Below are 14310 nucleotides of genomic sequence, written 5' to 3'. Positions count from 1 at the left end.
TTGCCGTCTGCACGATAAACGCGAGCATTCATTGTGCATTTAGCCTATGCGACTTCGGCTATTTTTCCGCTTCGTGACGTGCTGCCAGAACAGCTTCGTAGAGCTCGCGTTTCTTCACGCCGAATTTTTCTGCCACTTCAGCCACGGCTTGCTTCATGCGCATGCCTTCGTCCACCAAGGTTGCAACCTTGGGCAGCAAATCCTCGATGGAAGCAGCCTCGGCTTCTGGGGCGCCGTGGACAACCACTACAATTTCTCCGCGTACGCCATCCTCTGCCCAGGCGCGCAGTGCTGCCAGTGAATCTCGACGGACCTCTTCAAACTTCTTGGTCAGCTCGCGGGCTACGGCCGCCTGTCGGTCTTGGCCAAAGGCTTCGATAGCAGCATCTAGGAAATCGCTCAGCCGGTGAGGGGCCTCGAAGAACACCATGGTGCGATCTTCGGTGAGCAAGGAATCCAGGCGCTTACGGCGTTCCCCCGCCTTGCGCGGCAGGAAGCCTTCAAAGGTGAAACGGCCAGTTGGCAACCCGGACAAAGCCAGCGCGGTGAGCACCGCAGAAGGACCTGGTACCGCGGTGACACGGATGCCAGCGCTCAAGGCAGCAGCCACCAATGGGTAGCCAGGATCCGAAACCGCTGGCATGCCTGCATCGGAAACCACCAGCACGGTGGCGCCCTCGGCGGCCAGGTCGATCACCTCGGACAGCTTGTGAGCCTCGTTGTGCTCGTGCAGGCTCATCACCTTCGCGGTGATCTTGATGCCCAAGGCATGGGCGAGGTGGTGGAAGTTTCTGGTGTCCTCCGCGGCGATGATATCGGCACTGGCCATCATCTCGCGCAGACGCGGGGAAGCGTCGGACAAATTGCCAATCGGGGTGGCGCCCAGGACGATTACGCCCTCATTATCTGAGTTCTGCACATCCTTAAGCCTACGCGACGCGGGAAAAGCCCACTTTCTGGACTTTCCACCGGTAGCATGAATTGGTGATGGGCACCTCCGTTTTAGACACTCCGGACACCGGCCACGTACGCTCGGCGCGACAGGCCTTCACTTTCGAGAGCCTGAAACAACGGCTCCTGCCAGTGGTCGCTCCTAGCGGCCCGCTGATGTGGATCATACCGCTGGTCGTGACACTCATTGCCGGCCTATTGCGCCTCGTCAATCTAGCGCACCCGCACTTGCTGATCTTTGACGAAACCTATTACGTCAAAGACGCATTCGCGATGCTGCAAAGCGGATATGAGCGCGAATGGGCTGACGACAGCGATGAAAAGTTCATCGCAGGTCACCCGCAGCTGGAAGATGAATCCTCCTTTGTCGTCCATCCGCCGCTGGGCAAGTGGATGATCGGCGCGGGCATGCTCCTCTTCGGAGAGTTCAACGGCTTCGGCTGGCGATTTTCCACGGCGCTCGTCGGCACCCTCTCAGTCCTGCTGGTCACCCTGTGCGCCCGCTTGCTGTTCGGTTCCCACATCCTTGCCGGCATCGCCGGTTTGCTCATGGCCATCGATGGCCATTCCATTGTCATGTCGCGCACCGCGTTGCTGGACATCTTCTTGATGTTCTTTGTACTTGCCGCCTTCTATGCCCTGCTCAAAGACCGGATACATGGCAGAACCGTGCTTGCCCGGAAACTTTCAGTGCCCGAGGGCAACCGCCCGGACGACTTCTTGCTCGTTCATGGCCCCATGCTCTGGTGGCGTCCATGGCGGCTGATCGCGGCGGTCATGCTCGGCGGCGCAGTTGGCATTAAGTGGTCGGCACTTTCCTTCGTGGCTGTCTTCTGCCTCATGGCGGTGCTTTGGGACTTTGGTGCTCGGCGCACCGCAGGCATTCACAAGTGGCAATCGGCGGCATTTATCCGCGACGGAATGCATTCCTTCTTCACCATGATGCCGCTGGTGCTGCTGACCTATTTGTCCACATGGACCGGATGGCTGGTCACCCAGGGCGGCCGATACCGCCACTGGGCCGAGGAGAATCCCGGTGAAGGCATCAGCTGGCTACCCTCGCCGCTGCGTTCCTTATGGCACTATCACCAGGCCGGCTACGAATTCCACACCGGGCTTGACTCCGAGCATGGCTGGCAATCCTCACCGTGGACGTGGCCCTTCGCCGGGCGTCCAGTGCTGTTCTACTTCGAAGGCTACGACAAGGGGGTCAACGGCTGCGAGCTGGAGCGTTGCACCGAGGTCATCACCGACCTGCCTAACCCCTTGATGTGGTGGGCCTGCACCATCAGCATGTTCTTGCTGATACTTTGGTGGATTGGCGCACGAGACTGGCGCGCCGGCGCGATCCTCTCATCGGTGGCCGCCGGGTTCCTGCCGTGGCTGATGTACCCGGAACGCACCATGTTCTTCTTCTACACCCTGCCGCTGGTCCCGTTCATGGTGCTCGCGTTGACGTATATGATTGGCAGGTTCATTCCACGCGACCCTAATTCCAGTGTCGCGCACCGCTCACGCGTCATCGCACTCACCATATTCATGGCGTTGCTCCTAGTCACATCAGCCTTTTTCTGGCCGATATGGAGTGGAGAAATGATCGCGGATGACTACTGGCGCTTGCATGTGTGGCTCCCTAGCTGGGGCTAGGCTACCTGTGGCTTGGCCACCTATTTCCATGAAATAGGCCACTAAGACGACCAACGATTTTCAAAGGACAATCCTTCAATGCAAGAAGTAACCGTCGAGCTACTCACTGATCTAGCACCAGAGGTAAACACGACGAGCCTACTCCTTGACCGCGTAGCGCGTGGTGCGCAACGCCCACTGTTCAGCGTGCAGCGCGACGGCACCTGGCATGATCTCAGTGCCAGTGATTTCCTCATTGACGTCAAGCGCCTGGCAATGACGCTGATCAATGATGGGCTGCAGCCCGGTGACAAGGTCGCCATTATTTCCCGCACCCGCTATGAGTGGGCCCTGGCAGAGGAAGCGGTTTGGTTCGCCGGAGGCGTGACGGTGCCTATCTACGAAACCTCCAGCGCCTTCCAGATCGAATGGATCCTCCGCGACTCCGGTGCGCGCGTGGTTTTCGCGGAAAACCACGAGCTACGCGCTAACGTCCGCCAGGCGGCGGCTCAGCTCGGCGAATCGGTGCGCACCCACATCTTTGAAGGCTCCGATGCAGCGGACAAGACGCTCATCCCCTCCGCCGGCCTGCACCAGTTGATGGTTCCTGCCACGCAGATCGATGAGCAGCTGGTCGAATCCCGCCGTGCTTCCATGGCCCTTGAGGATGTGGCCACGATGGTTTACACCTCGGGTACCACCGGACGTCCCAAGGGCTGCAATATGACCCACTCGAACTTCGCCATGGTGGCAGACAACCTGGCCGGGCATATGCTCGAAGTGCTCGGAGAAGAGCGCCGAACGCTGATGTTCCTGCCGCTGGCCCACGTATTGGCTCGTGCCGTCCAGCAGACCTGCATCCACGGCGGGTCGGTGATCGCGCATTCCAGTTCCATGGCCAATCTGGTCGAGGATATGTCCGCGGTCAAGCCTGGCTTCCTGCTGGCCGTGCCGCGAGTCTTCGAGAAAATTCGCACCACCGCTTTGGCCACGGCCGAACGTGGCGGCAAGGCCGAGCTCTTCCTCAAGGCCGAACAGGCAGCCATCGAGGTTTCCAAGATCCGTGACGCGCGTTCGCGTGGTCTCAAGGCTCGTATGCCCCTGGGCCTGCGTGCCCGCCATGCCTTGTTCAGCAAGGTGCTCTACCCGAAGCTGCAGGCCGTCTTTGGCGGCCAATGCGGTTACGCGATCTCCGGAGCCAGCGCGTTGAACCAGGACTTGGCGCATTTTTTCCGCGGCGCTGGCATTCAGCTGCTGGAGGGCTATGGCCTGACCGAAACCACCGCGCCGGCCACCGTGAATCAAGCATCGCGAAACCGCGTGGGCACCGTGGGTCGTCCGCTTCCCGGCACCTCCATCAAGATCGCTGGTGACGGTGAAATCCTGGTCAAGGGAATTGGGGTTTTTGCGAGCTATCACAATAACCCTGCCGCCACGGCTGAAGTCTTCGATGAAGATGGCTATTTCAAGACCGGTGATACCGGTGTCTTGGATGATGATGGATTCCTGCAGGTGACTGGCCGCAAAAAGGAACTGATCGTGACCGCCGGTGGGAAGAACGTCTCGCCCGGCCCCTTGGAGGAGATGGTCCGCGCCGGACGCATTGTGGCCCAGTGCGTGCTGGCGGGCGAACAGCGTCCATTTATTACCGCCATGATGACCCTCGATCCCGAAGAACTGGTGTTGTGGGCCAAGGCCAAGGGACTTGGAGCAATGACCCTGGCTGAGGCGGCGATCAACCCAGCAGTGATCGCCGAGGTCCAGATCTACGTGGATACCGCCAACTTGACCGTTTCCAAGGCTGAGTCCATTCGCAAGTTCGTGGTCCTGGAAGAGGAATTCACGGAAGCTTCCGGGCACCTGACCAACTCGTTGAAGCTCAAGCGCCAGAGCGTTCTTGAGGAATTCGAGGGCCGGTTGGAAGCTCTCTACCGCAAGTAACTCTCGCTGAATAAAGCAATAGGGAGCAGTTCATCGTGAACTGCTCCCCCATGCTTTAAACCCTGTGCTAGCTAGTTGCCAATGCCGAACGCGCGGGCCTCTTGGCGCAGCCGTGCTGCCTCACGGCGGCGGCCGGTAGGCCAGCAACTGATCATCACTGCGACAATGGTGGCCAGCACCAGCACGGCAATGCCAATCGCACTATCCAGCCAGTACTGCTCTGGGTACAGGCGGATCAGCGTATCGCTGGCGTTGAAGGTCCAGGTGCCATCGGAGAAGAACAGTGCGTGGAACTGGGTGAAGAAGTTATCCCATCCCATAATCGCTGTGATGGCCAGCGCAGCAATGCCTGCCAAGGCCAAGATTGCCCCGGAGAATAATGCACGCCGTACGCCGCCTGCATAGCGCTTGGCGAGGTACCAAACCCCGATGATCAGGATGACCGCGAGAACCGCTCCGAGGATATAGGCGAACCCGATGAGGTTCTTCACGTCCACCATGTGCTGGACTTCCCCCTCGGTAAACATGCTTGAACCGGTGGAAAGCTTCAGGCCGGCCAGGTATTCCGGGCCGGCAAAGTTGTTCAGGTAATCCACTCCGTAGCTGCCGTAGGTCAGTCGTTCCGCATCGGTGAAACCGAAGGAATCGCTCGGGAATCCCGGGCGGCCGTAGGACAGGGCCAGGAAAGCTGGCGTGGCGACCAAACGGATCGCAGCGATCAGGGTCAGCAACGGGAAGACCAGAGCCACGATCACCTGGGCCGTACGGCCCAGGGCCGGCTTCGAGTTCAGCGCCCGTTCACGCGCAACCCGGCGCTTCACGGCTGCTACAGAAGGCTCCGGTTCTGGCGCGTAGCTGCCAAAGACGCGGTTGCGCGCCTGGGCGACGGCAGCCTTGGTAGTTGGCAGGGATCCGGTCTTCGGAGCGGCAGACACCGGTGGCACGCTTTGCGCGGTGGCTGTCTTCTCGTTGGTTTGTGGCTCAGCCGTTTTCCCGGCAACTGCCTTGGCTTCGCTTTGCGCCTGCTTCTCGGCTTCGATTTCGTGCGGTAGCTTGATGGCGCGAATGACATCTACTACCGGCTCTTTAGCTGCTGGCTTCGCAGCGGAGGCCTTAGCGGCAGGCTTCGCGGCCGCAGTTGGCTTGGCCGCAGCTGGCTTGGCGGCGGCCTGCTTGGCGGCCGCGGGCTTGACCGGCTGCTTGGCTGCCGGAGCTTTGGCAGCAGCAGGCTTGGCCGCAGCTGGCTTAGCGCTAGGGGTGGCGGCAGGCTTGTCCGCCGCTGGCTTCACCGGGGCAGGCTGTGCCTTGGCTGCAGGAGCTGCAGTTGGGTTCTTGGTATCCGCTTCGGTTTTGCCGGACATCGCGCGGCGGATGGCCTCTTTACGGGCATCTTCCCGCTGGGCGGCAGCGTTTGCTTGGGCCTGGTTCTTGTGCTTTTCCAGGCGCGCAGTAAGCTCTTCGGCTTTTTGGCTCAGGCTGGTCTGTGGGCTTGGCATGTTGCCAGTGGCAGCCGGTGCCGGCTGGCCCGTAGATCCTTGCCCTCCAGTGGGGTTCTTCGCCGCCTCAGCCATGAGGAGTCCTCCTGCAATTCGCGCGATGGTGTGCTGTTTTGGGGTTGCTTTACGGGCCAATTACGGCCCATGCGCCTTTAGCATATCCAGCGAGTCGAGTCATCTGACGGATTACCACACCAAAATGGGATTTCAGCTAGGACACAAAGCGGCGCAGCAGATGCTGCCAAAGCGCGGATTCCGGTTCAAGAATTCTTCGAAAGCAAGGTCTAGGATTCTTCGTCACCGGCTGGGAGAACAGCCAAGCGGACCCGAGAGTCAAAGCGCTGAGCACGGATATCGCGGGTACGGACCGAATCAATGGGCGAATTCGATGCGTGGCGTGGTTCGCGAACTTTTGGTTCGCGATCGCGGACGGCATTCACTAAGGCGTTCAGCTCGTCTTCCGGCTCAAGCACGTCTGGGATGGCTCCGCGGATCAGGTTCCAGCCGCTTGGAACCGTCAGACGATTCGCATGTCGGGCGCACAGGTCATAGCAGTGCGGTTCCGGGTACGTCGCCAAAGGCCCAAGAACAGCAGTTGAATCTGCGTATACGTAGGTAAGAGTAGCGCGGGCCGTTTCACGGCAGGCTGGGCGAGAACAAAGACGAAGACCTTCCACGCTTGCCATTCTACTCGGCTGGTCAGCACATCCTTGGGATCTTCGCCCATTTGCGGGCTGATGAGCACAGGCACAGTGTCGCAAGCGTTAGGCTGAGTTAATGAACTCCAAGTCGCCCGATCATCCAAGCGGTCCCCGACGTAGCCGCCACGGACGCGGGCGGCGTGGGCCGCTGATGCCGATGCATCTTCCTGCTTACCGGTCACGGCCGGAAAGATTCGATGATGCAGTGATGGCCAGCGCGCAAAGGCTCTCGCAACGCTGGCCCGGAGAAATTGAAAAGATTGATTTCCTGATTGATCCGGTGCCCAGTGACAAGCTGCTGGAACAGGCTGCTGCACTCGGCGAGCGAGTGCCGCTTGCATCCTCAAAGCCAGCGGCGCCTAGCCGCCCGGCGCGCATCATCATTTATCGTTTGCCCATTGAGCAGATTGCGGAAAACACCGGCGAGCTCCTGGACCTGGTTCATCAGTGCGTGGTGCACGAGGTCGCGCAGCTCTGGATGAAACCCATCTCGGAAGTGGACCCCACGTATTTCCCTGAAGATCCGGACTTCTAGAACGATGTTTTTCTAGCTGCTCTGGGCATGATTTTCACGTGCCGGCGCATGGGAGGCCCGGCCAACGCGCACGGCGCCGATCCAGACCAGCGCAGAACCAACCAAGTGGGCAACCACAAGCAGCTCCGGCAGGCTGGTCGCCGCCTGGAGCACCCCTAGCAGCCCCTGTCCGGCCAATACCCAGACGTAAAGCTTGGCTTTGTGCGCCACGGCCGGTACTTGATCTTTTCTTGCTTGATGCCACATCACCAAGGCGACGATCAGCGCACCCATGGCTGCTGCGGCATGCACGAGAGTGATCTGCAGCCAGTCAAAGCCCATCCGCGGGACCTCGGCCGAGTCTCCGGCATGCGGACCTGAGCCGGTCACCCCAGTGCCGATGATGACTAGTAGGGCGCTGAGAACAACTAACCAGGTTCCCAGTGACTTGAGCGAATCCGTACTGGCCTTCGATCCGGTATTTCCCAGATTCTGGACTTTGTCCCAGGTTGCCGCAGCGGCAGTAAGCAGCAAGGTTGCGGCCAAGAAATGGGCGGCAACTACATAGGGGTTCAGTTTCACCCAGACGGTGATCCCGCCAATAACCGCATTCAGCACAACGAGCCAGAACTGGAACCACGCCCACCGAGTGATGCCCGGTACCGGGTCGCGTTGCAGGCGGGCGGCAACGATGACCCAACCAACTGCTGCGCACAGGACAAAGGTGAGTAGCCGATTGACGAACTCGATGGTCGCGTGAATCCCCATTTCAGCGGTTGGCGCGATGGAGCCGCCGGTGCAGGTCGGCCAGTCTGGGCAGCCTAGTCCTGAACCGGTGACTCGAACGACACCGCCGCCGACAATAATCAGAATCGCTGCGATCATCGCCGATAGCGAAGCTGCCCTGAGCGAACTTCGCTCCAGCGTAATTCGCTCAGCCAGCCACGCGAAAGGAGTCTTCAATTATCCAGTTCCTTAATGGCGGATTCCTAGCCGCCTATGTTCACCACAATGCCGTCGCGTCCGGCATTCGCCTGTGGCATGGCAGCCCAAGCGATGGAACGTTCGGAACCGAGCACCAGCTGGGCCAGATAAGCGTTGGCATCAGTTGAGAAGATTACTGCCTGGGCATCTTCAGAGACAGACTTCGGATCAAAGACAACGTTTTGACCGGCCTTGATCTGAAGTTTCTTCGGTTTCTCCAGCTTGCCGTCTTTGTTGACCACCACTGCTTCCACCGTTGAGTCTGCAGCGACGGCTGCGATGGCGAATTTTCCAGTGCCATTGGCCGACAGCGGCATGGCCTGTGTACCGGCTAGCACGTTGGAGCTTACCGCCCATGCAGTGTCCGAGGAATCCTTGGGGTCCGCACCGCGAACCATCTTCACCGCTGCGGTGACCGGAGCATCGGACTCGACAACAACCGTGTAATAACCGCCAGCAAGCTGGGTCAGATCCACAATCTTCGTCGCGTCGGAATCGACGGCGAGGTTATCGTCAAAGCTGGCGGCGACTTCACCGTCTTCACCCAGGACCTTCACCTTGAATCCGGCGCCCGACGAGCCGGTTGCCGAAACATGCAGTTGTGGAACCAAGGACTTGTTGTCCTTGCTGAGCTTGGAAATATTCTCCTTGCTCTCGATCCACACTCCCGGAATCACTTGGTTGTTGGAAGCTGTCGCGTTGGCGCTAACCAGTTCAACACCCGACGGGGTCAACCCGCGCAATGCGGCCTGCTGGACCGACGCAGTGATTTTTCCGCCAACGCTGGTGATTTCAGCCGAAACAGAATTCAGATCCTGCGCGTAACCACCGAGCACGATGGCTCGGCTCTCCCCCGCTGCAAGAACAATGTTCTGCAACGTCGAAGTGTCGATCAAGCCGTCTGGGCCGCGAAGACGCAGGGACACCTGGGCGGTGGTGTGCGTTGGGTTGGCCAGATGCATCACGCTCGTGGACCCGGTGCTTGTCTGCAGGCCAGTGAATCGCCAGTTGGACGCCGGAGCTTGGCAGGTTGCGGCAGCAAGTCCAGCCAGGTCGCCATCCTTGGCTTGGTAGCTGCGCACGGCGCTGCCCTTCGAAGCGAGTTCGCCCAGTGGCTGCAAGGTGTAGACCTGGGCGTCATCGATATCGTTGGCGGTCGAAATCTTGCTGGCGCGGCCGGTCAGGCCCTCATCGTCAGCGCCACGGGCCTCGGCAGCTTCAGCTTCAGCGATGCGCCCGGTCAGCTCATGCGCGTCGCTGCCATCGAGCTTGGTGAAGGATGACCCCGGAATGCGCTTGGCCAGATCCGAAACGACAATGCTGCGCAGGTTGCTGGAAATGTCCTTGGCACCTGGAGCGAACTGCGCATCGGTGCCTTCCACGCCCTTGAGCAGCTGCGGGGTTGCCGAGCAAACGCTGCTTGAGTCACCTGCTGGCAGGTTCGTCACGGCAGCTGGCAAAGACTTTTCGGCCGGAGCCGGGGCAAAAATTGATCCTGCACCCACTGCAGCACCAGCAGCCGCAACGGCAACCAGGCTGAGCAATACCGCTCCGGTCTTCTTGCGCGTCGGCGCGGCAGCCGCATCCTTGGAGGCCGCGGCGCGGGCCTTGTCCAACTTGTGGCGACGCTTCGATACGTTGCCGTCGGCAGGTTCCGCCTCTGGCTCGGCCGCGGGCGTAGCCATGGCACCGGCAGTAGCAGGTTCTTCCTTCGCGGCGTTCCGCGCGCGAACCTTCTCCAGCTTATGGCGGCGCTTGGCAGCCTTCGGATCTTCCGGTTCTGATGCCTTCTCGGCTTCTTCTCCAGGCTTTGGACCGGCCGGCTGGTTCTTCTCGGCTTTGGTGGAACTGGCGCCAGCTGCGGCACCAGTGCCTGCCACACCGGCAACCTGTGGAGCTGCGCCCTGCTGCTTCGAGGAGTCGCCAGCATCGTTCTGCTTCCCGGAGGACGCAGCTGCATCTCCGGTAGGCAGCTTTCCTGGTTCGGCAGCAGCTACCGGTTCCTGGGCTACAGGTTTCTCCGGTCCAGCGTCCTGCGCGGCAACAGATCCAGCCTTGCTTCCAGCCGTGGCCGTGCCTGCGTCCTTGGCAGGCTCGGCGCCCTCGGTGTGTTCCGGCTCCGCAGCTGCATCAGGGTTGCCAGTGGCGGCCGCTTCAGCGGCAGACGGATTGGCGTGCGCAGCCTCAGGCTGCGTCGACTCGGCCTGAACGGAGTCCGGCTTTGGCGCCGGCTTCTGTTCCGCTGCTTTGCCTTCAGGCTTTGTCTCGGCAGCCACCACAGCTGCTGGGGTTGCCTTGGCGTCCTTGTTCCCGGACTTCACCTCGGGCTGTTGCCCTGCCGTTAGTTCGTCCCGCTTGGCGGACTTGGCTTCAGCCTTCGCAGCTTTCTCCGCGTTTTTCGCGTCGGCTTTGGACCGGGCTTGGGCTTCCTTGGCGCGGGCCTTCTCCAATTTGGCATCGACCTTGGCCCGTGCCTTGGCAGCCTTGGTCTCAGCACGCGATAGTGTCGCCGACACTGGGGTGGCGTCCTTGGCTTCTGGTTGCGCGGAAGCCGGTTTAGGGGCCGGAGTCTGGTCAGCTGGCTTGTCAGCAGAATCCGCTGAGTTCACGTTCTTCTCGTCGCTCACTACTTCTTCTCCTGCTCGGCATCGGCGTCCGAAATCCGGTCGCTGAGCTTCGGGGTCAAGTTCTCACGAATCTCGCTGGCGCGTTCGCGTGCCTCGCGGCGGCTCAGTGGCATGGTGCCGGTAGCCGTTACTGGACTCTGAACTTCCGCGGCAGCCAAAACGGCCGAGCCGTCGGCGAGTTCTTCATTTTCGTCGCGTGGTTCACGGAAGCGGTATTCGTTGTTCCGGTAGTTGGCGAATCGCCGCGAGCTTGGCACTGGAATGGCCAAGAGGACGGTAATCAGCAGAGCTACTGCGCTAAGCACCAGAACGGGGATGGCCATGGAGTCCTTGTGCGACAAAGTCAGCTTGCCACCCTCGGCAGGAAGCTCGTAGGCCTGTGCCCATCGAGTTTCCGAATCCTCGGGATAAGCCACCGACCGCAGGGATTCCCCATCGATGCTGGCACGCAGCTTCGGGTCCGACGCGGTTGCCAGGACCAGGGTGCGCTTGGCATCCGAGGCCGGGATTTCAAGATTGGCGATCTTGCCACGCTGGGTCGGCAATACGGTCACGTCTCCATTGTCAGAGACAACGCGGGCAAAGCCAGCGCTCTGATTCTCTTCACTGGCTTCGTAGTCCACTCGCCACAGCCAGCCGCTATCGGTCTGGCCGACCGATGCCAGCCCCGTTGCGGCATCCAGGATGCGAACGGTCGCCGGGACGGATTCACCAGTCTCGTTGAGCACGACGAAGCCCACGCCCAAGTCACGCAACGACTCACGTGAGTCCAATGCAGATTCGGAAAGTAGCATCGCGACGGCTTTGCTCTGAACCTGCGCGGTGGCAGAGGCTTCATTGCGTTCAGGATCCAGCAGCGGACCGGTCAGTTGCTTGACCTGCGAGTAGCGGCTGACGCTGTCCAGGGTTTCGCCGGAGCCCGAAACCAACTGGCTGTCGATTTCACCGGAGGACCGCGGGCTGAGCACCAAGGTGCGCTCCTGGAATTCGGAGCGGCCCGCATCGGATGCAGTGGCCGGCAGGGTACGGGGCTGCGAGCTGCGGACCTGCTGAGCCGGGTTCATGGCAGTCAACGTTTCTGATTCAGCGGCCGGATTCAGTTGGGCACCAAGCAGCACGGCGCCGGAAGCGAGAACGGCGAGCACGCTGAAAGCGGCCATCAGGCCCATTACTGGACGAGAACCCTGCGTCCGCATCGAGCGCGGCTGATCTTCATGGCGCAGGGCAGCTAACGCGTTGGCGGCAGCTGCAAGCAACGCAAACATGGCAAAGGAGACGTACGGACCGGTGTAGGCGCTCACCGCGGTATGCGAGTCCAAGGTGAACGGGACAAAACCGACGGCCCAACCCGCTGCCAGCGAAAGAACCGCGCCCCACAGCAGGCGCCGGGAGTTTCGACGCATGCTGGCACTATGGCTGAGCGAAGAACTCAAGGTTCCAAAAACAGCCAGGATGATGATTGGAGCACCGACCAGCAGTGCGGCGACCAATGCCCATGGACCGGTGGGCAGGAAGTCCCAACCTACCAGCGAGGCGTTGGCATTGAAGGTTTCCGGGAAGCCCAGCAGCATCTGCCAAGGGGCCGCTGGCGAGAACGCACGCGCTGCACCGGGCTCGGTGAACAGCAGCCGCAGGTCGCCCAGGCCCGCAAACAGCAGCGGAAGGTTCCACACGATTGCAGGTAGCGGGATCCACCACAGGCTGCGTGCGCGGCGCACCGAGAAGATGGCCAAGACGTAAATCAGGATGCTGGCGGTCAGGAAGAAGGAGACGGAGCCGGCAGAAATCATCCAGAGCAGCAACGCGGCACTGGCCGAGGCGGTCCATGCGGACACGGACTGCTGCTTCGGGCTCTTGGGCTTCGCTCCTTCGATAGCCACATGGGCATTCATGGCACGAATAATTGCCAGGAAGAACAGCGGCAGCAAGATATGGACCAGTACCGAGCCGATACGCCCCGATGCCAGCGAAGAGATCAATGAAGGCAATAGCGACCAGATCAATGCGGCAAAGAACCGGACCGCACGCGAACGGCTCACTGCGCCAATACCCCACCACGCGGTCAATGCGGCCAGCGGCATCGCAGCGAAGAAGAGATAGATCGAAGCTTCATTGGCATGGTTGAAAGTCACCAGCGAGAAGAGCCAGAACAGCAAGTCGGAGTTATCCGGTGGCGCGCTCAAACCGGTAGTGATGTTCTGCCACCACGATAGGGCGTTGGCGCCGATTTCCTGGTTGCTGTTGGACAGCGGGCGCAGCGCGCCGCCGGACAGAGCCGTGGATCCAAGCAGGCTGCGCCATGCGATCAAGGATGCTGCCCCGGAGAGCAAGAGCGCCAGAATCAGCGAGAGTACTGCGGTGGTGCGCGGAGGACGGGCGATCCGAACAAAGTCCGAGAAGTTATCACCGCTAGGTTCAACCATCGCGTCGGCGCCACTGCCATCGCCGTAGACTTCGCCATCGGCACGCCCGGTATTTACATTGCGGCGGTATTCGCGCACCTGTGATCCCGAGGCCATCAGCTTGCGGACCTGACGGCGTGGAATTTCGCGAATCTGGGCGACATTGCGGCGTGAAGCGGCCAGCTTGCCCGGGGAGAACAGTCCGCGCAGGACAGAAGCCAAGTGGCTGAACCCATGGCCCGGGTCCTTGGCCAGCAAAGCTACAAGGAAGTGGCCGATGCCGCCGAGCAGCAATCCGATCCACAAAAACGGCAGTCCCAGGGGCGAAGCGAATTTCAAGCGCTGGAAGACTTCCGAGCGTTTGGCCTCGCGCGGGCCTGCCAGCGAGTCGACAACCTCAACCTGGTGGTACATCTTGGCACTTGGAACCACGACCACGCGGTGTCCGGCCAGGCGGTTTCGCCAGCATAGATCCACATCGTCGCCGCGGCCCGGGATAGCCGGGTCGAATCCCCCGAGGTGCTCAAAGACCTCACGACGGATAAACATGCCGGCCGAGGACACGGCAAAGTAATCGCTTCGTCCGTCGTACTGGCCCTGGTCGACTTCGTCGATATCGATCATGGTCAGGCGCTGGGCCTTGCGGTCCACGTTCAGCCCCACCTCAACGAGGTGGCGCGGGTTATCGATGTCCAGCAGCTTGCAACCGGCAATGGATACCGATTCGGAGGCCTCAACGGTCCGTGTCAGCTGTTCCAGTGCATCGGGAGCAGGCATGGAGTCGTCATGGATAATCCATAGCCATTCATCACGGTCCAAACGCGCTTCGGGCAGTTGCGAAACCGCTACTTCCAGTGACAGCCCCAGGGATCCTTCATCGGCCACCAGCAAGGCGGCGTTTGAAGGCAAGTTCGCCCGCAGGACCTCTAGCGATGCGTCAGAGGACGAAGCGTCAACTCCGACAAAGCGTTCGATAGGCCGTGACTGGTTTCGCAGTGCGGCCAAAGTGCGTGGTAAAAAGTCAGCGCCATCGTGCGAAGCAACGATGGCGGTGACATGAATTGGCGG

Annotated in this window: 9 protein-coding genes; 3 read left to right on the top strand and 6 right to left on the bottom strand. The window is 60.8% G+C overall.

The annotated features are described in order from the left end of the window. Positions 1–58: 58 nt before the first annotated feature. The gene (gene rsmI / locus ACRDT3_RS02385) at positions 59–919 is read right to left on the bottom strand and encodes a 16S rRNA (cytidine(1402)-2'-O)-methyltransferase (RefSeq protein ID WP_431491432.1); all 861 of its coding nucleotides are present in this window, start codon (positions 917–919) and stop codon (positions 59–61) included. A gap of 68 nt (positions 920–987) precedes the next feature. Between rsmI and ACRDT3_RS02380 the strand changes: the two genes are divergently transcribed. Together ACRDT3_RS02380 and ACRDT3_RS02375 are read left to right on the top strand one after the other, a co-directional pair. Then, the gene (locus ACRDT3_RS02380) at positions 988–2598 is read left to right on the top strand and encodes a dolichyl-phosphate-mannose--protein mannosyltransferase (RefSeq protein WP_431491431.1); all 1611 of its coding nucleotides are present in this window, start codon (positions 988–990) and stop codon (positions 2596–2598) included. Between the two features lie 78 nt (positions 2599–2676). Beyond that, the gene (locus tag ACRDT3_RS02375) at positions 2677–4518 is read left to right on the top strand and encodes an AMP-dependent synthetase/ligase (protein ID WP_431491430.1); all 1842 of its coding nucleotides are present in this window, start codon (positions 2677–2679) and stop codon (positions 4516–4518) included. A 71-nt stretch (positions 4519–4589) separates the two neighbouring features. On the opposite strand, the gene ACRDT3_RS02370 is transcribed toward ACRDT3_RS02375, so the two are convergent. Both ACRDT3_RS02370 and ACRDT3_RS02365 read right to left on the bottom strand, forming a co-directional pair. Next, positions 4590–6089 (bottom strand): TIGR01906 family membrane protein, encoded by a 1500-nt coding sequence (locus tag ACRDT3_RS02370; protein ID WP_431491429.1) that lies wholly within the window; start codon positions 6087–6089, stop codon positions 4590–4592. Positions 6090–6298: 209 nt separating this feature from the next. Next, complete coding sequence (locus ACRDT3_RS02365) at positions 6299–6700, bottom strand: DUF3499 domain-containing protein (protein ID WP_431491428.1); 402 nt, start codon at positions 6698–6700, stop codon at positions 6299–6301. A gap of 223 nt (positions 6701–6923) precedes the next feature. Here ACRDT3_RS02365 and ACRDT3_RS02360 point away from each other — a divergent pair, with 223 nt between their 5' ends. Further along, positions 6924–7250: a metallopeptidase family protein gene (locus ACRDT3_RS02360; protein WP_431491427.1), complete on the top strand. Its 327-nt coding sequence runs from the start codon at positions 6924–6926 to the stop codon at positions 7248–7250. 12 nt (positions 7251–7262) lie between these two features. Here the strand turns inward: ACRDT3_RS02360 and ACRDT3_RS02355 are convergent, their stop codons facing one another. From ACRDT3_RS02355 to ACRDT3_RS02345, 3 genes are read right to left on the bottom strand one after another with little or no spacing between them, the layout of a single operon-like run. After that, a complete protein-coding gene (locus ACRDT3_RS02355; RefSeq protein ID WP_431491426.1) occupies positions 7263–8192 on the bottom strand; it encodes a COX15/CtaA family protein in 930 nt (309 codons plus the stop codon). Positions 8193–8218: 26 nt separating this feature from the next. After that, entirely contained in the window at positions 8219–10840 is a 2622-nt protein-coding gene (locus ACRDT3_RS02350) for a DUF5719 family protein (protein WP_431491425.1), read from the bottom strand. Then, entirely contained in the window at positions 10840–14304 is a 3465-nt protein-coding gene (locus ACRDT3_RS02345; protein ID WP_431491661.1) for a glycosyltransferase family 2 protein, read from the bottom strand. The genes ACRDT3_RS02350 and ACRDT3_RS02345 overlap by 1 nt, the downstream gene beginning before the upstream one ends. Between the last annotated feature and the right edge of the window lie 6 nt (positions 14305–14310).

It is taken from the genome of Glutamicibacter sp. (genome assembly GCF_050701915.1).
GTDB lineage: Bacteria > Actinomycetota > Actinomycetes > Actinomycetales > Micrococcaceae > Glutamicibacter.
Note: the sequence above shows the minus strand (reverse complement) of the source record. Positions and strands in the feature narration are given on the sequence as shown.